The sequence below is a fragment of the Thiomicrolovo immobilis genome, assembly GCF_039645955.1.
Lineage (GTDB): Bacteria > Campylobacterota > Campylobacteria > Campylobacterales > Sulfurimonadaceae > Thiomicrolovo > Thiomicrolovo diazotrophicus.
On the sequence record NZ_CP147916.1, the window covers coordinates 268,015 to 293,899 of the forward strand.

At 60.8% G+C, this 25,885-nt stretch carries 24 protein-coding genes; 12 read left to right on the top strand and 12 right to left on the bottom strand.

Annotated features, from left to right (window positions below; translation table 11 throughout):
• Positions 1-84: 84 nt before the first annotated feature.
• Both WCX72_RS01420 and WCX72_RS01425 read left to right on the top strand, forming a co-directional pair.
• Complete coding sequence (locus WCX72_RS01420; protein WP_345970462.1) at positions 85-933, top strand: patatin-like phospholipase family protein; 849 nt, start codon at positions 85-87, stop codon at positions 931-933.
• A gap of 81 nt (positions 934-1,014) precedes the next feature.
• Positions 1,015-2,136: an OmpA family protein gene (locus tag WCX72_RS01425; RefSeq protein WP_345970463.1), complete on the top strand. Its 1,122-nt coding sequence runs from the start codon at positions 1,015-1,017 to the stop codon at positions 2,134-2,136.
• A 57-nt stretch (positions 2,137-2,193) separates the two neighbouring features.
• Here the strand turns inward: WCX72_RS01425 and WCX72_RS01430 are convergent, their stop codons facing one another.
• Together WCX72_RS01430 and WCX72_RS01435 are read right to left on the bottom strand one after the other, a co-directional pair.
• The gene (locus WCX72_RS01430) at positions 2,194-2,877 is read right to left on the bottom strand and encodes a gamma-glutamyl-gamma-aminobutyrate hydrolase family protein (RefSeq protein WP_345970464.1); all 684 of its coding nucleotides are present in this window, start codon (positions 2,875-2,877) and stop codon (positions 2,194-2,196) included.
• Positions 2,856-3,863: an amidoligase family protein gene (locus WCX72_RS01435; protein ID WP_345970465.1), complete on the bottom strand. Its 1,008-nt coding sequence runs from the start codon at positions 3,861-3,863 to the stop codon at positions 2,856-2,858. The genes WCX72_RS01430 and WCX72_RS01435 overlap by 22 nt, the downstream gene beginning before the upstream one ends.
• Positions 3,864-3,977: 114 nt before the next feature.
• Between WCX72_RS01435 and WCX72_RS01440 the strand changes: the two genes are divergently transcribed.
• From WCX72_RS01440 to WCX72_RS01465, 6 genes are all read left to right on the top strand, one after another.
• On the top strand, positions 3,978-4,256 hold the full coding sequence (locus tag WCX72_RS01440) for a CDGSH iron-sulfur domain-containing protein (protein ID WP_345970466.1): 279 nt from the start codon (positions 3,978-3,980) through the stop codon (positions 4,254-4,256).
• A gap of 6 nt (positions 4,257-4,262) precedes the next feature.
• Positions 4,263-5,429 (top strand): hypothetical protein, encoded by a 1,167-nt coding sequence (locus WCX72_RS01445; RefSeq protein WP_345970467.1) that lies wholly within the window; start codon positions 4,263-4,265, stop codon positions 5,427-5,429.
• Positions 5,419-6,039, top strand: coding sequence for a methyltransferase domain-containing protein (locus WCX72_RS01450; RefSeq protein WP_345970468.1), 621 nt, complete (start codon positions 5,419-5,421; stop codon positions 6,037-6,039). Before WCX72_RS01445 ends, WCX72_RS01450 begins: the two co-directional genes overlap by 11 nt.
• 111 nt (positions 6,040-6,150) lie before the next feature.
• Positions 6,151-6,723, top strand: a complete 573-nt coding sequence (locus tag WCX72_RS01455) for a PAS domain-containing protein (RefSeq protein ID WP_231019950.1) — start codon at positions 6,151-6,153, stop codon at positions 6,721-6,723.
• Between the two features lie 38 nt (positions 6,724-6,761).
• Positions 6,762-7,913 (top strand): MFS transporter, encoded by a 1,152-nt coding sequence (locus tag WCX72_RS01460; protein WP_345970469.1) that lies wholly within the window; start codon positions 6,762-6,764, stop codon positions 7,911-7,913.
• Positions 7,910-8,257, top strand: coding sequence for a diacylglycerol kinase (locus tag WCX72_RS01465; protein WP_345970470.1), 348 nt, complete (start codon positions 7,910-7,912; stop codon positions 8,255-8,257). The genes WCX72_RS01460 and WCX72_RS01465 overlap by 4 nt, the downstream gene beginning before the upstream one ends.
• Here the strand turns inward: WCX72_RS01465 and WCX72_RS01470 are convergent.
• A complete protein-coding gene (locus tag WCX72_RS01470) occupies positions 8,249-8,764 on the bottom strand; it encodes a ferritin-like domain-containing protein (protein ID WP_345970471.1) in 516 nt (171 codons plus the stop codon). The genes WCX72_RS01465 and WCX72_RS01470 overlap by 9 nt on opposite strands.
• A gap of 154 nt (positions 8,765-8,918) precedes the next feature.
• On the opposite strand from WCX72_RS01470, the gene WCX72_RS01475 reads away from it, so the two are divergent.
• Both WCX72_RS01475 and ppsA read left to right on the top strand, forming a co-directional pair.
• Complete coding sequence (locus WCX72_RS01475; protein WP_345970472.1) at positions 8,919-10,316, top strand: MBL fold metallo-hydrolase; 1,398 nt, start codon at positions 8,919-8,921, stop codon at positions 10,314-10,316.
• 49 nt (positions 10,317-10,365) lie between these two features.
• A complete protein-coding gene (gene ppsA, locus WCX72_RS01480; protein ID WP_345970473.1) occupies positions 10,366-12,795 on the top strand; it encodes a phosphoenolpyruvate synthase in 2,430 nt (809 codons plus the stop codon).
• A gap of 35 nt (positions 12,796-12,830) precedes the next feature.
• Here the strand turns inward: ppsA and WCX72_RS01485 are convergent, their stop codons facing one another.
• On the bottom strand, positions 12,831-13,244 hold the full coding sequence (locus WCX72_RS01485) for a TOBE domain-containing protein (protein WP_345970474.1): 414 nt from the start codon (positions 13,242-13,244) through the stop codon (positions 12,831-12,833).
• A gap of 98 nt (positions 13,245-13,342) precedes the next feature.
• Positions 13,343-14,611: an MgtC/SapB family protein gene (locus WCX72_RS01490; protein ID WP_345970475.1), complete on the bottom strand. Its 1,269-nt coding sequence runs from the start codon at positions 14,609-14,611 to the stop codon at positions 13,343-13,345.
• Between the two features lie 67 nt (positions 14,612-14,678).
• On the opposite strand from WCX72_RS01490, the gene WCX72_RS01495 reads away from it, so the two are divergent.
• Both WCX72_RS01495 and WCX72_RS01500 read left to right on the top strand, forming a co-directional pair.
• Positions 14,679-15,635, top strand: coding sequence for a TIGR00730 family Rossman fold protein (locus tag WCX72_RS01495; RefSeq protein ID WP_345970476.1), 957 nt, complete (start codon positions 14,679-14,681; stop codon positions 15,633-15,635).
• Positions 15,636-15,638: 3 nt separating this feature from the next.
• Positions 15,639-16,391 (top strand): DUF6629 family protein, encoded by a 753-nt coding sequence (locus WCX72_RS01500; RefSeq protein WP_345970477.1) that lies wholly within the window; start codon positions 15,639-15,641, stop codon positions 16,389-16,391.
• On the opposite strand, the gene WCX72_RS01505 is transcribed toward WCX72_RS01500, so the two are convergent.
• From WCX72_RS01505 to WCX72_RS01535, 7 genes are all read right to left on the bottom strand, one after another.
• On the bottom strand, positions 16,388-20,341 hold the full coding sequence (locus WCX72_RS01505) for an HAD-IC family P-type ATPase (protein WP_345970478.1): 3,954 nt from the start codon (positions 20,339-20,341) through the stop codon (positions 16,388-16,390). The two genes, WCX72_RS01500 and WCX72_RS01505, sit on opposite strands and share 4 nt — an antisense overlap.
• 12 nt (positions 20,342-20,353) lie before the next feature.
• On the bottom strand, positions 20,354-21,274 hold the full coding sequence (locus WCX72_RS01510; protein WP_345970479.1) for an EI24 domain-containing protein: 921 nt from the start codon (positions 21,272-21,274) through the stop codon (positions 20,354-20,356).
• A gap of 58 nt (positions 21,275-21,332) precedes the next feature.
• Positions 21,333-21,827, bottom strand: coding sequence for a nucleoside 2-deoxyribosyltransferase (locus WCX72_RS01515; RefSeq protein WP_345970480.1), 495 nt, complete (start codon positions 21,825-21,827; stop codon positions 21,333-21,335).
• Between the two features lie 181 nt (positions 21,828-22,008).
• Positions 22,009-22,527: a permease gene (locus tag WCX72_RS01520; RefSeq protein WP_345970481.1), complete on the bottom strand. Its 519-nt coding sequence runs from the start codon at positions 22,525-22,527 to the stop codon at positions 22,009-22,011.
• Positions 22,524-22,955 (bottom strand): permease, encoded by a 432-nt coding sequence (locus WCX72_RS01525; RefSeq protein WP_345970482.1) that lies wholly within the window; start codon positions 22,953-22,955, stop codon positions 22,524-22,526. Before WCX72_RS01525 ends, WCX72_RS01520 begins: the two co-directional genes overlap by 4 nt.
• A gap of 167 nt (positions 22,956-23,122) precedes the next feature.
• Positions 23,123-24,256 carry a cytochrome d ubiquinol oxidase subunit II gene (gene cydB, locus WCX72_RS01530; protein ID WP_345970483.1) on the bottom strand — a complete coding sequence of 378 codons (1,134 nt, stop codon included), beginning with the start codon at positions 24,254-24,256 and terminating at the stop codon, positions 23,123-23,125.
• Positions 24,256-25,794 carry a cytochrome ubiquinol oxidase subunit I gene (locus WCX72_RS01535; protein ID WP_345970484.1) on the bottom strand — a complete coding sequence of 513 codons (1,539 nt, stop codon included), beginning with the start codon at positions 25,792-25,794 and terminating at the stop codon, positions 24,256-24,258. The genes cydB and WCX72_RS01535 overlap by 1 nt, the downstream gene beginning before the upstream one ends.
• Between the last annotated feature and the right edge of the window lie 91 nt (positions 25,795-25,885).

Genomic DNA, 25,885 nt, shown 5'->3' on the forward strand with positions numbered 1-25,885 from the left:
TACCCCCTTGAGCGACAGAAGTTGATCTCCCCGCACCTCCGAATGCCCTATAATTAGAAATAGTTCTGAACACAAAGGGAAGCGATGAAGAAAGTATCGTTGGTATTGGGAAGCGGCGGGGCGCGTGGCTACGTGCATATTGGGGTCATCGAGGCGCTGGAGGCAAAGGGGTATGAGATCGTCTCCGTCAGCGGCTGTTCCATGGGGGCGCTGGTCGGCGGACTCTACGCCTGCGGCAGGCTTGCCGAATACAGGGAGTGGGTGCAGGGGCTAGACCCCCTCGACGTCGCCGCGCTCCTGGACCTCGCCTGGGACAAGCGGGGCATTATGAGCGGTACAAAGGTCTTCGAGCGCCTGGACGATCTTATCGGCACCCAGACGATCGAGGAGCTGCCCATCCGTTTCACGGCCGTCGCTTCGGACCTGAACCGGGGCAAAGAGGTGTGGTTTCAAAGCGGAGACCTGCTGAGCGCGATCCGCGCTTCGATCGCCATCCCCTCCGTGTTTACCCCGGTGGAGCTCGACGGAATGCTCCTGGTCGACGGCGGGGTCCTCAACCCCCTGCCCGTGGCGCCGACGATGCGCGACCGCAGCGACCTCACCATCGCCGTCAACCTCTACGGCCCCGACGCGGAGCAGGAGGAAGCCGCCGTCGCCGAGCGCTATGACTCCTTTGCCGAACGTCTGGCATCCAAGGCCAAAAATGCCATCAAAGAGCGTCTCCGCCGCCGGGAGCAGGCGCACATATTCTCCATTCTCGACCAGAGTTTCGATACGATGCAGCGCAGCCTGACCCAGTACCGCATCGGCGGCTACCCGCCCGATATCATGATTACCCTTCCCAAGAATATCTGCAGTACGTTTGACTTCCATAAAGCCGCGCCGCTGATCGAAGCGGGGCGCAGGGCGGTAGAGGGGCATCCGGCGTTATAGTTACATTTTTTTTAAAATACGTTATTTTTTGTACAGTTCTCTATGGTATACTTCCGTGAATTTCGCTCAGGAGTATAAGGAATGATGAAGCGTGCATGGATGACGAGTGCGTTGCTGGCGGCACAGATCGCGGCAGCATCTCAATACAATATCGAGGTTTCACCGGTGGCGGGGATCGGGATTCCAGAAGGCAATATTCTGCTTGAAAACGAGATGATCATCGGGGGAGAAATCCAGATCAACAACCTCTTTTCCTTCCCGATCAAACCGGAACTGTCCGCCTACTATGCGACGGATACGGACTATTCGTACAACCCGCCGGCGCCGACGCCGCCCCTGTTCCTTAGCCCCATCGATACCTCCGCTTCCACGAACATCTGGCGTGTCGGCATGGGGGCCGTCTACGACTACACGGACGAAGGCAGCGTCCGCCCGTTCGCCAAGATCGGCGCCGGTTACGAGAATATGAGCAATCCGCTCTACGGCAACAAGAACAGCGCCTACGGCGATGCCGGCGCGGGGGTGAAAATCCCCTTCACCGAACAGGTGGCGCTGAAACTCGAAGCGATCTACATGCTCAAGAACAACGGCAACCGCTATGACAGCAACCTGCTGGCGCTCGCCGGTCTCTCCTTCGCGTTCGGTGCCCACGAAGCGGCCGCGGCGGTAGCGTCATCAGGGTACAAAACCTACGACAGTGACGGCGACGGCGTCATCGACGACAATGACCAGTGCCCGAATACACCGCGCGGCGCCGAAGTCGACGCCTACGGGTGCGTGCCCGATGACGACCGCGACGGCGTTGCGAACCTTTATGACAACTGCCCGGAGACCCCATCAGGCTTCAAGGTCGATAAAGTAGGGTGTGCCGCGACCTTCCCGTTCAGCGTCGAGTTCGCCACCGACTCCGCCGTGGTGACGAGTGCCCATATGGACGAGATCGATGCCTTTGCGGATTATATGAAATCCAACCCCTACAAAGCCGAGATCGTCGGCCGTGCCGACGACCGCGGGACGAATGCATATAATGACGTGCTCTCGAAGAAACGTGCCGAGGTCGTTGTCGGCCTGCTGGTGGGTAAGGGAATCGCGTCCAACCGCCTGAGCGCCGTCGGAAAAGGGGAGACCGATCCGGTCGCCACCAACGCCACAGCCGAAGGGCGTGCGCAGAACCGCTCCGTCCGCGCGGAACTGATCCGCTGATTTTCTAGGAGAGGGCGCCGCCTCTCCTCCCCGTTTTCTTATCCCGAATTTATCTTTTCACGACGTTTGCATCGTCCGTGCCGTATGGACAAAGGCCGCGAAGATCTTCCGGCTGTGCCAGCTGTAGGGCATGAACTCCGGATGCCACTGGAGGCCGAGCATGAAGGGTGAGCCCGTATGTTCGATCGCCTGTACGATCCTGTTGCGGTCGTGGGCGACGATCCGCATCCCCTCGCCGGGGCGGTCGACCGCCTGGTGGTGCAGTGCATTGACGCGCAGTTCGCCCTGTCCGACGATGTCGTGGAGCCTGCTGCCGTATTCAAGGGTCACCGTCTGCAGCGGCAGCGGCGTGTGCGGGTGGGAGAAGTCGAGGTCGAAGTCGTGAATATGCGGATGCAGCGTCCCGCCGAAATGGAGATTGAGCAGCTGCATGCCGCGGCAGATGCCCATGACGGGCACCCCCCGGCGGACCGCCGTCTCGAGGAGGTAGAGTTCCATGGCGTCCCGTTCGGGGTCCGTATGTTCGATGGCCGGATGCGCCTGGGCACCGTAGGTCTGGGGATCGATATCGCTGCCGCCGGTGATCAGCAGGGCGTCGAAGGCGGCATCACGGTAATCGGTTGCGGGATGCAGGAAGCTTCCTCCCGCGCCGTGGCCCCCCAGCAGGAAGCGGGAGAAGTACCAGGCAAGACGGCTGCCGCGTTTGCCTCCCGTGACGGCTATTCGAACTTTTCTGCCCATTGTCGTATCCTTTTGATCCACTGTTTTTTACGGAAACGGTAGAAGAATGAGTTCATCATGCGGTAGCGCGCATAGGCGAGCGACAGCAGCGTCTCCGTATCTTCCGCCAGGCGTTCGACATGGAGCCAGCTGTTCCAGGCGTCGGCGGTGTGCCAACCCGCTTCATCGACGCGGGAGTTGGGGAGACGGAAGTGAAAGGCGGGGCGGGGGGAGATCTTCTCTGTGGGCAGGGCCCGACGGACACGCCCCAGGTCATTCCATGCCAGCAGCGGCAGCAGGTCGAGGGCCCGGTTGCGTGTCGGGTTGGCTTCCAGGTAATCATCGGTAAAGCCCTCTATTGTCGGGCGGTAGGCGGGGTGCAAAACCTTGCGGATGTAATCGGAGGGGAAGGGGTCGATATAGAAGGAGAGGCGCCGGGTGAAGACGGGACGGATCTCCTCGGCCAGCAGGTCATAGAGTACGAGGTAGGCACGCAGATAGGCCAGCAGGGTCGCCGCGCTCAGATCGGGCGCCTCGGGATTGATGTGGAAGCCGAAGACATAGAGGGGGTTGGCCGTTGTGCCGAGCGCCCCCGCGCCGCGCAGGGCATCTTTAAGGGTTTCCACCAGGTCAAGGGCGTTCAGCGGCAGCGGCGGCGTCGTCAGCTCAAAGGGGACAAGCGACGCAGAAAAGGAGCCGATAAAGTATTCGATGGCGTCGATTTCGTCCTGCTCCATCGCTTCGTCGAACCCGGCATTGTGCAGCCACTCCTGGAGGCCTGAGCGGATGAGGAACTGGAAATCGAGCGTCAGGGAGAAGTCTCCCCAGGGCGTCGGGCCGATGGTGTAGTGCCAGGGGTTGATTTCGGTGATCTCGCCCCCGGTGATCTCCGCGACGATCCGGGCGCATGACTCCAGCTCCGGGCCGGAGTACTCCAGTTCAAATCCGACGCGACGCATCTCGCCGTCGCTGCAGCGCACCTTCGGCGGCAGAAGAAAGGGTGTCATGCAATAATTATAGCCACACTTCCGGCGTTTCCGGCGGCTTGACTTCGCCGTGGCATCGGGCTATCATGAAAAAAACGGTGTGCGGGATCGTCCACTGAAAAACGGGGGTGCCAGATGTGCAAGGATGCTGTTGTTTTTTTCAATAAACCGAAGGGGGTCGACCTGGAGGCGGGGAAGCTCTATCTGTACTGCATGTGCGGCCGCGCCAAAGAGGGGGTCTTTTGCGACGGAAGCCATCAGGGGACCGGCTGTATGCCCCTGAAGTTCACGGTAGAGAAGAGCAAGGCCTACCTGCTGTGCCGCTGCAAGTCCTCCAAGAACCTCCCCTTTTGCGACGGGACGCACAGCTTCTACGGCGATGACGAGGTCGGCGGCCCCGTCATGGAGGATTGATCGACAATGATCCTGGAACACCACGAGCGCATCGAAAAGGCCGCAGCCCTGATGGAGGCCTATGATGCGCGCCACCCGATCGGGACGGGGGAGGGGCGCTACCTATGGACGGATGCCTTCGCCGTCTGCAACTTTCTCTCACTCTTCAAGCGCACCGACGAGAAGGGGTATCTGGAAAAGGCCCGGATATTGATCGATACGGTCCACCGTGAACTGGGCGCGTTTCGCGGCGACGATGCGCGCGAGGGAGCCCTGAGCGGCCTGGCGGCGGCGGATGCGGCCAGCTACCCGACGGTGGCGGGACTGCGCATCGGCAAGCCGCTGCCGGAGCGCGGCGCCGATACCGCCTATGATGAAGCCTCGGAGTGGGACCGCGACGGCCAATATTTTCATTATCTTGCCAAGTGGATGCACGCCCTGGACCGCATGGCGGCGGTGAGCGGGGAGGTGCGCTACAGCCGCTGGGCCGTGGAACTGGCCAAAAGCGCGTACCGGGCCTTTACCTATGCGATGCCGGACGGCTCAAAACGGATGTACTGGAAAATGAGTACCGACCTGCGCCGGCCGCTGGTCACGTCGATGGGGCAGCATGATGCCCTGGAGGCTTATGTGACCTATCTGCAGCTCTCGGTGACGGCGAGGGCGCTGGGCGACGATGCAGGGCTCGGCGGGGAGCTTGAAGCCGCCGGGAGCATGGCCGAAGCGATGCCGCTCGCCACGGAGGACCCCCTGGGGCTGGGCGGCATGCTGTTCGATGCGGCGCGCGTGACCCAGCTGATGGCGGGGCACGACCTGCCGCTGCGCGGTCTGCTGCGCTCCCTGCTCGAAGCGGCGCGGGAGGGAACGTTGCGCTACGCGCAGAGCAACACCCTGCGCCATCCTGCCGACGCGAGGCTCCCTTTCCGTGAACTGGGATTGGGCATAGGGCTGCACGGCGTCTCCCTGATGCAGGCGTTCAACAACGCGGCCCTGCACAACGCGATCCTGGCCGAACAGCTCGAGGGGCTGCAGGCCTTTGTGCCGATGGCGGAGGTGCTGGAGCTTTTCTGGCTGCGGGAGGCGCACCAGGCTGTCGGGACATGGCAGGAACATGCGGGGATCAACAGCGTCATGCTGGCGACCTCGCTGCTGCCGGATGCGTTTTTGACCATAGGAAGCGGCGATGATGCGTGACCGTGAAGCGACAGAGCGGCTGATCGCGGGGATGATCGACTACGGGGCGCTGCGCACGCCGCGGATCATTAAGGCGTTCCGCGCCGTCGACCGCGGCGCTTTTGTGCCGGAATATTACGGGGAGGAGCGCTACGGCGATTATCCGCTTCCTATCGGGGAGGGGCAGACGATCTCCCAGCCGACGACGGTGGCTTTTATGCTGGAACTGCTCGGCGCCGAACCGGGTGAGCGGGTCCTCGATATCGGTTCGGGGTCGGGGTGGACGACGGCGCTGCTGGGGTATATTGTCGGTCCGCAGGGGGAGGTGACCGGGCTGGAGTACCGCAAATCCCTGGTGGCTGTAGGTCAACGCAACATTGCGCCGTTCGGGTTCGGGCATGTCCGGATCGAGGAGGCCGGGGAGGCCCTGGGCATGCCGGGGGAGCAGTATGACAGGATCCTCGTTTCCGCCGCGGCGCGGGAACTCCCCGAAACGCTTCTGGAGCAGCTGAAACCCGGGGGGACCCTCGTTATTCCGATCGACGAGAGTCTCTGCCGCTTCACCAAAAATGAGCAGGGAAGTGTACGCGAAGAGGTGTATCCGGGTTTCTTATTTGTCACATTAATGTGATTTAACGTCTACCGTTGCTTACCGTATATAATATTAACTATTAGTTTTTGTAAAATATTAATTTTGCTTCTGTTACTATCCAAAAAATATACATAATTTAAGGAGTCCCCGATGTCGGAGAAGTTTCAGCTCAAACCCCTGGATATAGAAGTACCAGTTGATTCAAAAAGAGAGATCCTTTCGGAAACGGATGTTATGGGCAAGATCGTTTATGCCAATGAATATTTTGTGGAACTCTCCGGCTATCCCGAAGAGGAGCTGATGGGAAAGCCGCACAACATCGTCCGCCACCCGGATATGCCCAAAACCGTTTTCAAACTGCTCTGGGACGCCCTTAAAGCGGGCAAAGAGTACAAGGCCATCGTCAAGAACCGCCGTAAAGACGGTAAATATTACTGGGTTTACTCGGAGTACAAACCGCTTTTCAACGAGCACAAGCAGATCCGCGGCTACCGTTCCCACCGCTGGCCGGTCCCCAAGAAAGTGCTTGACGAGGTCGAAACCCTCTACGCGAAACTCCTCGACCTTGAGCAGACGAAGACGCAAAGAGACGCGGAGATGTTCCTTGAGCTGAAACTGCACAACGACGGATTCCATGACTACTCCGCCTATATCGACGACATCTTCCACAAAAAACTGAGCGGCATGTTCGGCTTCTTCGGAAAACTCTTCGGCAAAAAATAAGCCTCTCTTCGCGCACCGGGCTGCGCTATAATGCCCAGATGCACTCTATCGATCAAAACGTCGTGCGCCTTGGATGGGTGAGCTATTTCACCGACCTGGCCTCCGCGATGGTCAATCCCATTCTTCCTATTTTTGTCATAACCGTCCTGCATGAAGGGATGGACAAGCTGGGCGTCATCGTTGCCGTGGCGACCTTTGTCTCCTATGCGCTGCGGATGGTTTCGGGCTATATCGCGGACTACTACGGCGTCGTCAAACCGCTGGTGGTGGGCGGTTACCTTTTTTCGGCCCTCTCGAAACCGCTGCTGGGGTTCAGCCACGGCTGGGGGAGCATTGCGGCGCTGCGCGCACTGGAACGGGTGGGCAAGGGGGTGCGTTCGGCCCCGAAAGATCTGATGATCGCCTCCTATGCCAGGGAAAATGCCCACGGCAAGACCTTCGGGTTTCACAAAACGATGGATATCGCTGGGGAGTTCAGCGGGACGCTGCTGCTGTTCGGGCTGCTGTGGTATTTCGGCGACAGCGAGGGGGTGATCCGTACCCTCTTCTTCGCCACCCTAATCCCCGGCCTCATCGGCCTGGTGATCGTCATCTTTTTCGTGCGGGACATCCCCAAACGCGTCCAGTGTACCGAGCGTTTCCGGCTGAGCAGCGCAGACAAAAAAACCGTGCTGCAGCTGTTCTTCTATTTTCTGTTCCTTTTTTTCATATTCAGCGAAGCCTTCTTCACGGTACAGGCCAAAACGGTCGGAATCGCCACGGCGCTGATCCCGCTGCTCTTCGCCGTATCGACGGGGGTGCAGACGCTGACAAGCTACCTTTTCGGTCTGGGGTCGGACCGCTTCGGCAGCGGGGCCGTGAACGCCTTCGGCTACGGCTGCGGCATCGTCGCCCAGGCGCTGCTGTGGCTGCAGATGCCCGCGGCGACCTGGGCCGCGTTCGCCTTTCTGGGTCTTTTTACGGTGGCGACGCTCAATGCGAACCGGGCCATGATCGCGCAGCAGGCAGAGAACCGCGGCTCGGTTTACGGCATTTTTTATGCCGCGGTCGCGCTCTTCGCCGCGGCGGGGGCAGCGTTCGGCGGGTGGCTCTGGGAGCAGTTCGGTATGCAGACCGCGTTGGACGTCGCGCTGGGAGGAACCCTTGCCGTTAGTGTATTATATGGGTTAAAAAAGGGGCTGCGAGGATGAACAAACCGAAATATTCGCTCCGCAGGAACTTCGGCTACGCCGTCGAGGGGTTTATGCATGTCTTCCGGCATGAGACGGTGTTCAAGATCGAGGTCGCGCTTTTCATCGTGCTCAGCGTTGTGGCCTGGAGCATCGACGTGGCCAAATGCGAACGGCTCTGGCTGCAGTTCTCGCTCTTCCTGCCCATTGTCGCGGAGCTCTTCAACAGTGCCGTCGAGCGGGGCGTGGATCTGAGCACGCGCGACTACCACCGCCTGGCCAAGGCGGCCAAGGACAGTGCGGCCGCCGCCTGCCTGATCAGCGTCGCGATGACGGTGATGATCTGGGGGGTGGTCCTACTTTAGGGCCGTCCTGATCTGCTCGACGAACTCTTCGATGTCGTCGTAGAGGGCCTGGAGGTCCTCTTCGTGTTCGACCTCGTCGGCGAGGATCTGGGAGACGATGTCATAGGTGACGATGTCTTTTTCCCGGGTGAGATCGACAAGGTCCGAGTAGACGCTGATGGCGCACTGCTCCCCCTTGATTGCCTGTTCCAGCACCGCCATGACGTCGGGATTCTCCGGCGCCTCATACCCGCAGTTGCCGTGAACCATCCAGTCGCTGGGGCTCAGCGCCGGGGTCCCGCCGAGCTGGATGATACGGTCCGCCACCATCGTCGCGTGGCGCAGTTCGTCCGCCGCGTGCTGATTAAGCTCGGCAATCGCGGCGTCTTTCATGATCCCCTTGACGACTTTGGACTCGATGAAGTACTGGTAGTAGGCCAGCCATTCGTCGCAGTACGCTTTGTTGAGCAGTGTGGCCACCGTTTCCGCTTCGATGCCTTTGAGAATTGAAATACCGCGAATCGCCATGACAGTCTCCTGTAAGAAAATGTAATAGTTCCATCATAGGACGACAATTCTTAAGTGCAGGTCAACACATAAAAATGATTATTTGGTTCAGGCCTGTTTGATCGTCCCGGCGGTTTAGTGCTATGATAGTGGCAGTGAAGCAAAAGGAGAGGAGATGGCGACGGTAATTTCTTACGGGGCGGCGGAAACAGTCACGGGCTCATGCCACCTGCTTGAGCTCGAAAACGGTAAGCAGATCCTCATCGACTGCGGCATGTTCCAGGGGCGGGAGGAGGAGCATAACGCTGACGCCTTCGGCTTCGACCCGGCACAGGTCGATTTCCTGCTGCTGACGCACGCGCATCTCGATCACTGCGGACGGATGCCCAAGCTCGTCAAAGAGGGGTTCGCGAAGACGATCGTCGCGACTAAAGCGACCTTCGACCTGGCCGAAGTCATCCTCCTCGACAGCGCCAAGATTATGCAAGAAGACCACGAGACCCGCTTTAAAAAGGCCCTGCGCCGCGGGACCGAGGGGGAGGTGAGCCTGCCGCTTTACGGCGAGGACGACGTCAGGGACGCCCTGGCCCTCACCCGCATCCTGCCCGAGTACGGCGAGCCCTTTACGCTGTGCAAGGGGGTGGAGGTGACCTACAGGGATGCGGGGCACATCCTCGGTTCCGCCTTTATCGAGATCGCCTACGAGGAGGCGGGGGTGACGCGGACGATCGTCTTCTCCGGCGACATCGGCAACGACAATGATATGGTACTGCCGAATCTCGCCCCCTGTCCCCATGCGGATTACCTCTATACCGAATCGACCTATGGCGACCGCGACCACCAAAACGCCCTGCAGAGCACGGAGGAGTTCAAAAAGGTCGTGACCGATACCCTGCTCAACTGGGGCAACGTGCTCATCCCCTCCTTCGCCGTCGAGCGGACCCAGGAGATCCTGTTCCTGCTGAAGCAGATGCATGAAAGCGGCGAACTGCCGCACTGCAAGGTCTTCGTCGACTCACCGATGGCCATAAGGGCCACGGAGGTCTACGACCGCTACAGCGACCTGCTCAGCGCCAAATGCCGGGAGGTGAAGGCGCGGGACGGGAGCGTCTTTGATTTTGAACTGCTCACCTACACCCTCGACGTCGGGGAGTCCAAGGCGATCAACCAGACCGACAGCCGCGCCATCATCATTGCCGGCAGCGGAATGTGCACCGGCGGCCGCATCCTGCACCATTTCAAACACCGCCTCTGGAACCGCAAGAATGCGCTCATCTTCGTCGGCTACCAGGCCGCCGGTACGCTGGGCCGCCGCATCGTCGACGGGGAAAAATGGGTCAAGATCTACCGCGAAGACATCCGGATCGAGGCCAGTGTCTATACGATCAACGGTTTTTCCGCCCATGCCGACCAATCCGGTATCCTGGAGTGGATCAAGGGGATGAGCGGCCTCAAAAACATCTTTCTCATCCACGGGGAAGCGGACAAAGAGGCACTCTTCAAGGCGGCTATTACAGAGCAGTTGCACAAAGAGGTCCATATCGTGGAACAGAACGAGGTGATCTACCTGTAGCACGGCGGCACAGGAAAGAGGCGAGGAACACTGCATTAAGGAGGAAGCGATGGCATATGTCAAATGGTTTGAAGCGCTCGGCATCGGGGACGTCCCTTCGGTCGGAGGCAAGAACGCGTCGTTGGGGGAGATGTACCGGCATCTCAGCACGGCGGGGGTGCTCGTCCCCAACGGCTTCGCCGTCACGGCGGAGGCTTATGATGCGGTGCTCGAAGCGAACGGCGCCTTGGAGAAGCTCCATGCGCAGCTGGATGATCTCAACCCCGACAATGTCACGCAGCTGCAGGCGCGGGGGAAGGCGTGCCGGGAGATCCTCTACAGTTGCACCCTCCCTCCCGCGCTCGAAGCGGAGATTCTGGAGGGGTATGCGGCGCTCAAGCGCGAATACGGCGACGACGTCTCCCTGGCGGTCCGCTCCTCCGCAACGGCGGAAGACTCTCCGGAGGCCTCCTTCGCGGGTCAGAACGACACCTACCTCAATATCGCCTCTGCCGAGGCGCTCCTGGACGCCTACAAACGCTGCCTCGCCTCGAACTTTACCGACCGCTCCCTGCACTACAAGTTTGACAGCGGCTTCGACTACTTCGACGTCAAGCTCTGCGTCGTCGTGATGAAGATGGTACGCAGCGACGTCGGCGCGAGCGGGGTGATGTTCAGTATCGATACGGAGTCGGGGTTCCGCGACGTCGTCTACATCACGGGGACCTACGGATTGGGGGAGAATGTCGTGCAGGGCACGATCGATCCGGACGGTTTTTACGTCCATAAGCCGACGTTCGACCGGGGGCACCGGGCGGTTTTGAAGCGGAGCCTCGGGAAAAAAGAGCTCAAGATGATCTTCTCCGAAGCGCTCAGCAGCGGCAGCATCGCCGTCGAGTATACAAAAAACGTCGAGACGCCTCCCGCCGAGCGGACGCGCTTCTGTATTGCCGACGAAGACGTGATGGTCCTCGCCGATTACGCTATCAAGATTGAGCGGCACTACTCCCAAAACGTCGGCCACGATAAGCCGATGGACATGGAGTGGGCCAAGGACGGCATCGACGGCCGGCTCTACATGGTGCAGGCGCGCCCGGAGACGGTGGAGTCGCAAAAGAAAGGATCGATCCTCGAGATCTACCATCTGACGGGGGAAGGGGAGCTGCTCGCGACCGGCCGTGCCGTCGGTACGAAGATCGGCAGCGGAAAGGTGCACCATATCCGCGATACGTCGCAGCTCGGCGAATTCAAGCAGGGCGAGGTGCTGTTGGCCGATACGACGACACCGGACTGGGAGCCGGTGATGAAGATGGCCTCGGCCATCGTCACCAACCGCGGCGGACGTACCTGCCACGCGGCCATTGTCAGCCGGGAGCTCGGTATCCCCGCCATCGTCGGTGCGGAGGATGCGACGGAGAAGCTTGCGGACGGCCGGGAGGTGACGGTCAGTTGCGCCGAGGGGGAGACGGGAAGGGTTTACGACGGCATCCTGGCGTACGACGTCGAGCGGACCGATCTCAGCCACCTCCCCAAAACGCGCACGAAGATCATGATGAACCTCGGCAACCCCGACCTCGCCTTCTCGCTGGCGCACCTCCCCGTCGACGGGATCGGCCTGGCGCGGATGGAGTTCATCATCAACGAATCCATCAAGGTTCACCCCATGGCACTGGTCCACCCCGAAAAGACGGACCTGGCCACAAGGGTGCAGATCGAAGCCCTCAGCGCCGCCTACGAGGGGCCGGAAGATTTCTTCGTTAAGCGCCTCTCCGAGGGGGTGGCGACGATCGCGTCGGCGGTCTACCCCGACCCCTGCGTCGTGCGCATGAGCGACTTCAAGACGAACGAGTACGCCACCCTCGCGGGCGGGCAGTTCTTCGAACCGCTGGACGAGGCGAACCCGATGATCGGCTTCCGGGGCGCGGCGCGCTACAGCCACCCCGCCTACGAGGAGGGGTTCGCACTGGAGTGTGCCGCGATGAAGCGCGTCAGAAACGAGATGGGCTTTACGAACGTCATCTTGATGATCCCTTTCTGCCGCCGGGTCGAAGAGGGGCGGCGGGTTGTCGAGACGATGGCGAAGCACGGGCTGGTGCGGGGAGAGAACGGGCTGCAGATCTACGTGATGTGCGAAATTCCCAACAACGTCATCTCCATCGACGGCTTCAGCGAGGTTTTCGACGGTTTCAGCATCGGCAGCAACGACCTCACCCAGCTCACCCTGGGCGTCGACCGCGACAGCGAGATCGTCGCCTTTGATTACGAGGAGCGGGACGCGGGGGTGCTGAAGATGATCGAGATGGCCGTCGAGGGGGCCAAGCGCAACGGCCGCCACAGCGGCATCTGCGGGCAGGCCCCGTCGGACTACCCGGAGGTCGCGGAGTTCCTGGTACGCCTCGGGATCGACTCTATCAGCCTTAATCCCGACAGCGTGCTGACGACACTTCCGAAGATTATTGATCTGGAAGCGGCAGAGCAGAAAGTGCAGACGGGAGAATAGACGTTCCGCAGCCATTGAAGGCTGCAAATGGGGTGTTACTGTGCGAGGATGATGGCGCTGGCTTTGATCAGTGCGTGGACGGTGTCCCCTTTGGCGACGCCAAGCTCCTTGGCCGCTTCTTCGGTGATGATCGCCGTCAGGACCGCGCTGCCCATGGCCAGTTTGAGTTCGCAGCTTACCGGGCCTTCGATCATGTCGCTGACCGTCGTTTCGATGACGTTCCGTGTGCTGATCTTGCCGGGTTTCTCCTTGGCGATCATGACGAATGAGGCCTTGATGATGGCGTAGACTTCCGAACCGGCCGTCAGTCCCATCTCGGAGACCGCCTCTTTGGTAATGATGGCCTTGAGCGGGGTGCCTGCCACGTCCATCACCACTTCGCTGTTGACGGTTCCCCCGATAATCTCTGTCACCGTTGCCTTGATCTGGTTGCGTGCACTGGTTTTCATGAATTCTCCTCAAAATTAATGTTTTTAGGAAGAAAGTATCACCTATTTACCCTTAATGATAACAATGAATAATCATTTTTATTTAATATTCTTATGAGTTAAAGAAGGAAGAACTCGGTCAGAGAGAGCACCGTGGCCATCGAACCGAGCGTCAGGATGAAGAACTGTGCGGCGCGCCATCCAAGCTTGAGACCGCCGATCCAGAAGACGATCCCGAGTTTGACGAGCGAATTCGTTACCGAGGCGATGACGATGCCGTTCATGGCGGTGCTTTTGAGCAGTTTGCCGTCCTTGCTCAGTTCCGAGAGCGAAAGGGTGATGGCATCGACATCGGTAATACCGGAGATCAGCGAAACGATGTAGACGCCGACGTTGCCGAAGCGGTTCTCGGTAAAGGCGATCGCCCCGTAGATGACGCCGAAGATCAGGCCGAATTTGATCGCTTCGCTCAGCTGCAGCGGGTTTTTCTTGATCGCCTCGTTCTCGAGATGGATATCGGCACTCTGCGAACGGGTATAAAGGTAGTAGGTGAAGAGCAGGCCCACGGCCGTCGCGGCGAGGAAAGCGGGGGCGAGGAGCTTGGCGAGGGCGGGATAGATGACGGCCGCCTCGAAGAGGACGCGCAGGTACATGAAGGTGCAGGCGACGGCCACGCCGGCGGCGTAGTTGTTGAGCAGACTGAACTGATTTGCGAACATCTTCGAAAGCGAGACGGCCACGCCGGTGGAAGAGACGAGCCCGCCGGCAGCCCCGGTGATGAAGAGGCCGCGCTTGTGTCCGAAGAGCTTGACGGCGGCATACCCCACAAAGGAGATGGCGGCGATGATGACGGCCATCAGCCAGGTCTTGTAGGGGTTGAAGAGTTCATAGGGGCCGATCATCTCGTTGGGCAACACCGGGAGCACGATAAAGCTCATCGCCAGCAGCAAGACGGCGGCATTGATGTCGGTGGAGGAGAGGTGCGCTTCGAACTCCCGCAAACGGGGTTTGATCTCGAGGAGCACGACCATCAGCACGGCGATGAAGATGGCGTAGGACTCGAGGGACGCATAGACCATCAGGCCCAGGAGAAAGGTGACGACGGCGGCGACCTGGGTCGTCATCCCCGTTTTATGAAAGCGGGTGACCTTGAGGTAATAGGAGAGCCCGACGAGGAGTCCGACGACCGCCGTTGCGGCGAAGACGAAGCCCGGGACCGCCTCGCCGAGCCAGCCGGCCAGGTAGCCGATTAGGGCCAGCAGGGCAAAGGTACGGCTGCCCGCGAAGCTCTGGCCGCTTTGGGGCATGCGGCTCATGGTGCGCTGCATGCCGATCATGAACCCCAGCAGCAGCGCGATGACCATCGATTTGAGAACGGCGTATTCCATAGAAGGATTGTACCATGTAGACGCGGATGCATGCTACAATGGGAGATCGGAGTTGAAAGAGAAAGCTATGAAGAAAAACCATGATAAAAAAGCGTTCCGCAAGCTGTTGAAACGGCACCAGAAGCCGTTGCCGTGGGAACACCCGAAGCCCGACGAGGACGACCCCAAAGCGCATAAGCGCGTGAAAGCCATCATGGCCCACGACAATTTTATCCAGGCGGACCGGGACCCGAACTTTCTCCGGCGCGACGAGGTGCGGGGCGTGCGGCTGGAGGTGGACTACTTCAAGCCCGAACTGCTGCTGCGCGAACACGGCATCGAACACACCATCGTCGTCTTCGGCTCCACGCGGATCATGGAGGAGGCAGAGGCCAAGCGCCTGATCGAGAACCTCGAAGCGGAACGGAACGCCAAAGACGGCGAGGCCCTTGAAAAAGAGCTGGGCATCGCGCGGCGGATCCTGGCCAAGAGCCACTACTACGAAACGGCCCGCGCCTTCGGGCGTATTGTCGGCCGCAGCGGCAAAGGGCCCGAAGATACGAAGATCACCCTGATGACAGGCGGAGGGCCGGGCATCATGGAGGCGGCCAACCGCGGGGCCTTCGACGTGGGGGCCAAATCGATCGGCCTCAATATCACGCTGCCCCACGAACAGTACCCCAACCCCTACATCACCCCCGAACTCTGTTTCCAGGTGCACTACTTCGCCATCCGCAAACTCCACTTCCTGCGGCGGGCCAAAGCCCTTGTCATCTTCCCCGGCGGCTACGGGACCCTGGACGAATGTTTCGAAGTGCTGACCCTCGTACAGACGCGCAAGATCGACCCGATGCCCGTCGTCTTCGTCGGCGAAAGCTACTGGCGGGGGATCATCAATTTCGAGATGCTTGTCGAAGAGGGGACGATAGACGAAGAGGACCGGGATCTTTTCGCGTTTGCCGAAACGGCCGATGAGGCGTGGGAGGCGATTGTGAAATGGCATAAAAGATGCGGCTCGACGCTGATTCACGACCTGAAAAAATAAGCCATGTTCTTTGCCATTATGAATTTTACGCTGTCCGGTGCCCTGGGCGTGATCGGCCTGCTGACGCTTCGGCGGGTCAGCGAGCCCAAAGAGGTCGTCTTCGCGAGCCTGCCGCTGTTGTTTGCCCTGCACCAGTTCACCCAGGGGTTCGTCTGGCTGGGCATGGGCGGGCTGATCGAACCGCGCGCGCTGGAGATGGCGGAGAGCATCTTCATCTTCTATGCCCAGGGGCTGCTGCCGTTTCTCGTGCCGCTGGCGATCTGGCTGCTGGAGCCTTCGGGATGGTACCGGAGGGTGATCGGGGTGCTGCTTGTGCTGGGCGGCATTCTGGCGGCCTATACGCTGTGGGGACTCTCCGTACAGCCGACGTACGTTACGGTGAAGCATGATGCCCTGGCCTACGTCAACGCGTGGACGCAAAAGGGGTGGATCAACATCGCCTATATTCTCACGACCTGCGGGCCGCTGGTCCTGAGCAGCAGCGTCTCCGTACAGCTTTTCGGATGGTTCAACCTGATGGGCCTGGTGGGCATTACGCTGTGGAAACCCTATGCCGTCACCTCCGTTTGGTGCCTCTATGCCGCCGTTGTCAGCATCATGCTCTACTTCTACTTCGTCGAGCGCCGCATTGCATTCTTGCAGGAGATCCGGCGCAAAGAGACGGAGTGGAGCGGGGCGCTGATGGAGGAACTCGCACACCTTGAACGGCATTTCCCGCGCGTGCGCAGGGTGCTTTTGCACTATCGAAACCTTTAGGCCTCCGCCGGGAGGCCGTTGCGCCGTCCCCACCACTCCAGCCACTTATAGAGTTCGACGATGACGAAGAGCGGCAGCGCGATCTCGAAGATCAGCAGCCAGTCTCGCCAGCCGAGCGCAACGGTATGCAGGGCTTCCTGCAGAAAGGGCACGTAGACGGCGGCGGCCTGCAGCGAGACGGTCATCACCCAGGCGCCGAGCAGCCAGGGGTTGGTCAAAAAGCCGATGATCGGCATCGGCGCATGCAGACTGCGGTAGTTGAAGACGTTCATCTTCTCCAGCACGATGATCGCGGTGAAGGCGACGGTCTGCGCAAGCATGACCGCCTGTGGCTCCGCCATGCCGGAGGCGAGATAGTAGTGGAATATCCACAGCGTCGCCCCCGCGATGTAGGCGCCTAGCAGCAGGATCATCAAGATCCCCCTTCGCTGCAGGAAGGCGCTGTTCCCTGCCCGGGGCGGGCGCCGCATAAGCCCCTTTTCCGCGGGCTCCATGCCCAGGGCGACGGCGGTCATCCCGTCGGTGACGAGGTTCATCCAGAGGATCTGCACGGGCAGGAGCAGCAGCGGGCCGCCGAGCAGGATATTGATAAAGATGGCGAGGACCTCCCCGATATTGGAAGAGAGGAGGTAGGTGACGAACTTCTTGATATTGTCGTACTGGCGCCGTCCTTCGCGCACGGCGTTGACGATGGAGGCGAAGTTGTCGTCGAGCAGGAGCATGTCGGAGGCCCCTTTGGCGACGTCCGTCCCCCGCATACCCATCGCGATGCCGATGTCGGCGCGCTTGAGCGCCGGCGCGTCGTTGACGCCGTCACCCGTCATCGCCGTCACCATCCCTTCGCGCTGCAGGGCCTTGACGATACGCAGCTTGTTCTCGGGCGTCGTCCGCGCAAAGATCGCTTCCGCCTGCAGCGCTGACGCGAGGGCCGCGTCGTTCATGGTCTCCAGTTCCGCTCCCGTGACGGCCCGCGGGGGGTGCATGCCGATCTTTTCGGCGATGGCCATGGCGGTCAGCGGGGCGTCGCCGGTGATCATGACGACGGCGATGCCGGCGCTTTTCGCCGTGCGGATCGCTTCGGGGACTTCCGGACGCGGCGGATCGATGATGCCGGCAATGCCCAGCAGCACAAGCTCCTGTTCGACCGTGTCGGGATCGAGCTTCGTCTCCGGGGCGAGGGTGCGCGTGGCCAGAGCGAGGGTGCGGAGGCCCGACGCGGCGAGGGCGGTGTAGGCGGCTTCGAAGCGGCCGCGCGCCTCGGCGTCCAGCGGGCGTATTTCACCGTGTTCGAGATAGGAGGCCGCGCGCGCAAGAAGGACCTCCGGCGCCCCCTTGACGTAGGCGGCCCTTCCTTCATTCTCGTCGATCACTGTCGTCATTCGTTTGCGCTCGGAGTTGAAGGAGAACTCGCTGACGATGCGGACGTCCGCCGGCGCCATCCACGCTTTGTAGGCGGCGGTGATCAGGGCGGCCTCGGTCGGTTCGCCGGTGATTCCCCACGCGCCCGCTTCGCGGTGCAGTGAGGCGTGGTTGCAGATCAGCCCCGTTTTCAGCAGCGCCAAGAGGTCGGCACGGCCCTTGTAATCGATTTTGTGCCCGTCGGCCTCAAAATGGCCGGCGGGATCGTACCCGCTGCCGGTGACGGTCACGCCGCCGCCGAAAAGCCAGATCTGCTGCACCGTCATCTGGTTCTTCGTCAGCGTTCCCGTCTTGTCCGTACAGATGACGTCGGCGCTGCCGAGGTTCTCCGCCGCCTGCAGGCGCCGCAGCAGGGCGTTTTGGCGCACCATCGCCTTGACGCCGAGCGCGAGGGTGATCGTGACGACGGCGGGCAGCCCCTCGGGGACGACGGCGACGGCAAGGGAGATGCCGGTGAGGAACATCTCCATGACCGGTTTGCCGAAGAGGTAGCCCATGATCGCCACCAGCGCAGAGACGGCGACGGAGAGGATACCGAGCCGTTTGCCCAGGACGGCGAGCCGTTTCTGCAGCGGGGTACGGGTCTGTTCGACCTCGCTGGTCAGCCGTGCGATGCGTCCGAACTCCGTCGCCATGCCGGTGCCGGTGACGATCCCCCGCGCATAGCCGTTGGTGACATTCGTCCCCATCCAGACCATGTCGCTGCGCTCGGCGAGGGGTGTCGCTTCGGGGATGCTGTCGGCCGATTTGGTGACGGAGGCCGATTCGCCCGTAAGGGCGGATTCGTCGGCTTTGAGATTGACGGCTTCGAGCAGCCGCAGGTCCGCGGGGACCCTGTCGCCTATCTCGAGCAGGACGACGTCGCCGGGGACAAGCGCTTCGGCGTCGATTTCGCTCCGGCTGCCGTCACGCAGCACTTTGCAGCGCGGGGAGAGCATCTTCTGCAGCGCCTCGATCGCCTTTTCCGCCTTGAACTCCTGGATGAAGCCCAGCAGGCCGTTGAGGAGAATGATGGCGAGGATCGTGATCGTATCCCCGATTTCACCGACGGCAAAAGAGACGACTGCCGCCGCGGCAAGGATGAGGATCAGCACATCGGTGAATTGGCGCAGCAGGATCGAACCCCATCGCTCTTTGCGGACGGCCTCGATACGGTTGGGGCCGGCCTCGGCGAGACGGCTCTTGGCCCGGGCCTCCTCCAGTCCCGTACCGGCATCCGTGCCCAGCAGCGCGGTGACCTCCGCAATCGCTTTGGCGTGCCACGGCGTCTGCGTTTCGGTGATGACGATGCCGGCCATGGGGGCGGACACGACCTTCGCACCTCCTGTGAGCGCGTCCCGCCAGCGGGAGACGATGAAGATGAAGAGCAGGGGAACGGCAATGGTCGAGAAGGAGGAGGCGGCCACCAGGGCGGTAAAGAGCTGGAGATCGATCAGCTGGGCGTCAAAGAGCAGCTTGGCGACGATGATCTCCGTTGTCAGGCGCACGTTCAGGCCGATGCCGATGGTCAGGGCCTCCTTGAAGGTCAGTTTTTTCATCGGCACCATCAGGAGGATCCCCGCCGTTTTTCCGATGAAGTCTGCCAGAAAGAGGCCGATGGCCAGATGGGGGGCCGCACCCAACCCCTCGAGGTCGATGCTCATCCCGATCCAGAGGAAAAAGATGATGCCGAAAAATCCGTAGCTGACTGCGCGGACGGCCTTGGTCGCCTCAGCACCGGTCTTCCCCGCCCCGGAAAATACCGGCCGCATCAGCATCCCTGAGACGATGGCCCCGACGACCAGCCCGAGCCCGACATACTCCGCGAAACCGCCGAAGATAAAAAGGACGATGATCATCAGGAGGATCAGGTTGGGGACTTTGATCTGCAGCCAGCGCGAGAGGGGGACGAGGATGAGGCTGCGGACGCCCCAGGCGACGGCGATGAAGATGGCCGTATTGGTCAGGATGTGAACGACCTCCATCGAATCGGAGGTGATGATGCCGCTGCGCTCCCCGATCCAGACGGAGACGAGCGCGACGAGAAAGACCTCGATGACGTCGTCCATGACCCCTGCGCCGACGATGTAGTTGCCGACCTTGGTCCGCAGCAGTCTGAACTCATCGACGATCGGGACGATGACGGCTTCGGCCGTCGGCATCCGCGTCAGTCCGATCACGACGGCGATAAGCCAGCCGTAATCGAGGTAGAGCATGAAGCCCAGGGCGAGGAGGAAGGGAACGGAGGTATTGAGCACCGTGGCGATCAGGATGTCATTGCCCTGGCGCCGCATCGCCTTCGTGTCGATCTGCAGGCCGATAAAAAAGAGGAGGAAAAGGACGCCGAGATCCGCCAGCACGGTGAAAACGTCGCCGTTGACCCCCTGGGTCAACATCGGTTCGATCGGCGTATAGTGCGCCCCCATCGCCACGAAGAGCGCCGCGAGGATTCCCGGGATCTTCAGCCGTTCGAAGAGGCCGGCGAGGAGATAGGTCAGTGCAAACAGCAGTGCCAGCAGCAGTAAAAAGGCGCCGAGGGTCTGATCGTTCATCCCGGCCCCGGCCTAGGCTTTGCTTTTGAGCCCGACGAGGTAGCGGAACATCATGATCTCCCCGATAAAGGGACCGGCGAAGTTGAGCAAGGGAAAGAAGTTGAACAGCGCGGTGACGGCGGCGACGGCCCAGATGTGCCTGTCACCCTTCTTGATCAGGCGCAACTCTTTGGCGTTGAAGAAGAGTGCCCCGACATCGTAGGTGAAGGTGTCCTTGACCAGCCAGACCCACAGCAGCAGCTGGACGAAGATATTGAGTACCGGGACGAAGAGCAGCGGCATCAGCACCAGGGAGGCGGCAACGAACAGGAGGGTGTTCCTGGCGGTGTACACGAGCGAGCGCAGCTCGGCTTCGCTGTGCACATTCTCGTAGGGATAGACCTCTTCGCGGATACGGCGCAGCAGCACCGGCGAGTAGAGGCTCGTGAAAAAGAGCATGGTGATGATGGCGGCGTTGTAGAGGAAGTAGAAGATCAGCAGAGCGCTGACCCCGTTTTCGACGGTATCGAAGGGGAGCATGGTCAGCAGTTTCAGTACGCCGTCGTAGATGGCGCTCCCCTTGAAAAGCCACACGACGGTCCAGAAGACCGTGGCGCCCAGCAGCAGCCAGAGGGCGGCCCCGGTGAAGTCCCGCTTGGGAAGGTTGCGGTAGAGCGTGACCGTCAGCAGCAGCGAGAGCAGGGCGACGGTGAGCATTATGACCTGGACCCAAAGGAAGGTCGAGAGCATCCACGCCCCGTTGGAGCGGAGCATCGCAAAGGGGAGCCATTCGACGAGACGGTCGCTGAAGGTGAGGAAATGCTCCCAATAGAGCATCCCTATGATCGCCCAGATGCCCGCAGCCACCGTGGCGAAAATGACGAGGACGATCATCGTCCGCCGCCGCAGCACTTCTTCTATGCCGTCCAGAAACCCGTTGAAAAGCTCACGCATCGCAAATCCTTTTTCATAGGTGGCGTGAACTATTATAGCACCGAATACTTTGGGTGCGTCAGGAGAAACGCTCCGCGATATGTCGCAGGCAGTTGCGCGCATCATCCGCCACGAGCGTGTGGGCGAACATCAGGTTGTGCGACAGGGCGAAGGACTCGATGTTTTTGCCCTCCAGGCACTGCTCGGCATCTGCAGCGAGTCCCTGGTGTTCCCGCAGGCGTTCGAGCATGTGGCGGCGGTCGGCCGCATAGGCGAAGAGCGGTTTGCCGAGCGCCTCGGCGAACCCGACCTCGTAGACGGTGCCCGAGTCGGGTTCGAAACCGCGGAAGGGGTTGAGGTTCGCCATGACGATGTCGGCCCGGCGGATGAGGTCGATGTTCGCTTTCCGGATCGCTTCGGCGGTTTTGTGCGGGTGGTCGAAGGCTTCGATGGCGTTGTCCAGGGGGAAGAGCCCTTCGAAGCCGTGCTCGCTGCAGAGCTGCTTGAGAGCCTCGCCCGCGGCAAAAGGGTCGGGTTCGAAGACGTCGGGGCCGGCGAGGTAGATGGTTTTCATTGTTTTCCTTCTTGATGAGGTGCTTTGTTCCCCTTCTTTTTTGCTTATCCAAAAAAGAAGCCGAACCGGGAAGAAAAAAGGATAAAAGGCTGCCGCTCTCGGGCACTGCCATGCCTAGGTGATCCGCTCGACCCGCTAACTACCGTTTCGGCCTTGACGGAAAAGCAGATGTTGATACTCTTTACGTTTCATGCTTTACCAGTATTTTATCGGCAATGATCCCCTGCAGCCAGGCGCCCAGCAGGATGTAGAAGCTAAGCACAAGGGTGAAACCGATGCCGAAGTAGCTGATCATGACGGGGAGCCAGGGGAGTTTGATGGCCCGGGCGTAAAAGAAGGCGACGATGAGGCCGTCGCGGGCCCCCTGGGCGCGCAGGTCGGCGAGCATGGGGTACCAGACGTATCCGGGGCCGTGGCTGAGGATGCCGCCGAAGAGGGCGATGAACCAGCCGCGAAGCCGCGAGCCCTTGCCGAGGTGTTTCGCGATGCTCTTGGGTTTCAAAAAGGTGTTGAGCAGGGCGGTGAGAAAAAAGACGACGAGCAGGATCGGCAGTATCTTGACCAGAATACCGAAGCTCTCTTCGGCGGCGAGGAGCGTCTTCTCCGGGGCGAACAGGGCTGCCGCGCCGTAGAGCAGGAGGGTGACGGCGAGCAGGACGCAGCCGTTGCACTTCGGCTTTTTAGGGGTCTTCTGTTTCATGAGAGCCCCTGCAGCGTCAGGGCGGTCGCAACACCGATCAGCATGGCGAAAACGAAGCTGAGCAGGTTACGGACAATGGTGAACCGTCGTCCGAAAAGGGAGGCCTCCAGCGGCAGCTGGATGATCCCGAGCGTCACCCAGGCGAGGATAAAAGCGGTGACGGCATAGAGGGAGATCCCCTGGCCGAGCAGCTCGCCGCCGATGATATAGCTGATGACGGGCTGGCCGATGGAGATCCCCCCGATGACGGTCCCGATCAGGGTGTCGACGAGGGGTGAGCCGCTGAAAAGCGCGCGGAGCATCTCCGGGGAGACAAAGGCCTGGAAAAGGCCCACCAGGGAGATGACGGCCAGGAGCATCGGCGTCATGGCGGCGAGGGAACGCAGAGCTTTGCCAAAGGCTTCTTTGGCGCGGGAGTGTTCTTTCATACCGTGATTGTATCGAAACCCCCTGTCGTTAAGGGGGTTACGACTGCTCTTTTTCGCGGCGCGCAATCTCGTCGACGTTGAGGCGGACGAAGCGGTAGCTGACGTAGATGATCAGCGGCCAGGATGCAAACCAGATAAGTGAAGATGTGTAGTCCATACTGTGCTCCTTAATAGTTATGCGCGTCGGGCGCGGTGATCTCGTCTTCAGTGATCTTGACCCGGTCCATCGCACGCCACGCATAGGCGATGTAGGCGAGGACGAAGGGCACCATCAGCGAGACGTAGCTCATGACGGTCAGCGTATAGAGGCTGCCCGAGGCATTCTCGATGGTGAGCGAATGCTGGATGTCGTGCGTCGAGGGGTAGAAGGCCGTGCCGTTAAACCCGACGGCGAGCAGGACCGCCATGACGGTGAGCACGATGCCGACCCCGTTGGTCCAGGCGCAGCAGCTTTTGCCGCGGAAGACCGTGTTGAAAACGGAGAGCAGGACCATGACGACTCCGGCGAGGAACATGGCGCCGACGGCCGGCATCTCGATGAAGTTCCAGAAGTACTTGTGCGGCACCATCGAGACCGTTTTGGTGGCGGCGTCGTAGGCGAAGCCGTCCTTGAGAAAGATCCACGAGACGAAGCCGAGGAAGAACGGCAGGAACCAGACGATGTTGCGCTTGATCATCGTCCGGGCCTTGGCCTCGATCTGCGCGTGGTCGATGTTTGAGATGAAGTACATCCCCGCCGCGATGCGCACGAGGAAGAGCAGGGCGAAGCCCAGCAGGTAGTTCATGGGGTTGAGCAGCGCTTCAAGGCCCCTGGACGCCCCCTGCCAGTGGACGAAGTTGCTCTCATCGAGGGCGAAATCCGCGCCGCTGAAGAAAGTGCTGATGGCGATGCCGAGCAGCACGACGCCGAGGCTGCCGTTGATGTAGAGGAAGGCCTCGTAGGTCTTCTGCCCGAGCACGTTGTCGGGCTTTTTGCGGTATTCGTAGCTGACCGCCTGGATGATAAAGCAGAAGAGGATGACCATCCAGACCCAGTATGCTCCGCCGAAGCTCGTGGCGTAAAAGAGCGGGAAGGCGGCAAAGAGCGCCCCGCCGAAGAGCACCAGGGTCGTGAAGCCGAGTTCCCATTTGCGCCCGAGGGAGTTGACGAGCATCGTCTTCTCCGTCTCGTTGTCGCTGAGTTGGTTCAGCAGGGTCTGGCCCCCCTGGATAAACATGATATAGACAAAGAGTCCGCCCAACAGGCTGATGATGATCCACCAGTACTGCTGGAGTTGTAAAAAGGTGAGTTGTTCAAACATCAGTGGTCTCCTCCGTCGGGTCCGATTTTAATCTGGCGGAGCATGATCTTGATCTCCGCGACGAGCAGCGCCGTAAAGAGCGCCGCGAACATCCAGAAGGTCGTCTGGACACTGCTGCTCGAGATGTCCGTCATCGCGATGCCGACGGGCAGCAGGTCCTGAACGGCCCAGGGCTGGCGGCCGACCTCGGCGACGATCCATCCCGCCTCGGCGGCGATGTAGCCCAGCGGGATCGAGAGCAGGCCGAGCCAGAGCAGTTTGCGGAAGCGCTCGATCTCATTGGCCATCGTCAGGTAGAGAAGCGCCAGGAAAAGTACGATGAACCAGCTGCCGAGTCCCACCATGATGTGGAAGCTGTAAAAGGTCAGCGCGATCGGCGGAACGATATCTTCGGGTTTCTCGAGGTAGCCGTAGCCGAAGTCGGCGATGTGCGTCTCAAGCACGCCGCGCGCCTCGGCGGCGGCAGCGTCGTCGCCCGCTTTTACGGCCGCCTTGTACTCTTTGAAGGCGGCGACGGCCACCTTGCCGCGGTCGATACGCGCCTGCGCCGGTTCGATGCCGTGCTTTTCGTTGCCGTAGACGAGGTCGTCGAGGCCCGGCACGAAGGCGTCGATGTCGTGGTAGCCCAGGAAGGAGAGGGCGTAGGGGATCTCGATGTCGCCGTAGAACTCGTGGCGGTCGTCGCCGAGCTCCTTCTCGGTGTTGAGGATGCCGAAGGCGATGATGCCCGCACGGGTCTCGCCTTGGTAGAGCCCCTCCATCGCGGCCAGCTTGACCGGCTGTTTCTGCGCGACGTTGTAGGCGCTTTCGTCCCCGCTAAGCGCGAGGAAGAGCGAGACGAGCAGACCGAAGGAGGCGCCGACGACCATGCTGCGCTTGGCGATCAGCATGTCACGCCCCTTCAGCAGGTACCAGCCGGAGATCCCGACGACGAAGAGCGCCGCGATGACGTAGCCGCTGCTGATGGTGTGCAGGAACTTCGACATGGCCACCGGGGAGAGGACGACGTCCCAGAAGGAGACCATCTCGTTACGGGCGGTGTCGGGGTTGAAGGCCATGCCGACGGGGTACTGCATCCAGCCGTTGGCGACGAGGATCCAGAGCGCGGAGAGGTTCGATCCGACCGCGACGAGCCAGGTGGAGAGGAGGTGAAACCCCTTGCCCACCTTGTCCCAGCCGAAGAACATGACGGCGAAGAAGGTCGACTCCATAAAGAAGGCGAGGATCCCCTCGACCGCCAGGGGCGCGCCGAAGATGTCGCCGACGAACCAGGAGTAGTTGGCCCAGTTGGTGCCGAACTCGAACTCCATGATCAGCCCCGTGGCGACGCCGACGGCGAAGTTGATGGCAAAGAGCGTCATCCAGAATTTCGTCGCCCGCTTCCATTGGGGGTCGTTCGTGCGGACATAGAGGGTCTCCATGATCGCCACGATAAAGGAGAGTCCCAGGGTGAGCGGGACGAAGAGGAAGTGGTAGATCGCCGTCAGGGCAAACTGGGCCCGTGCCCAGTCAACGCTTGCGGCCGTTTCATACAGCATTAATTATCCTTTTCATTTTCATTTTCATTTTTGCCCTGTTTTCGACACGCTTCTCCCCTTTTGGGGTGCAGAGTATTATAGTATCTTATGA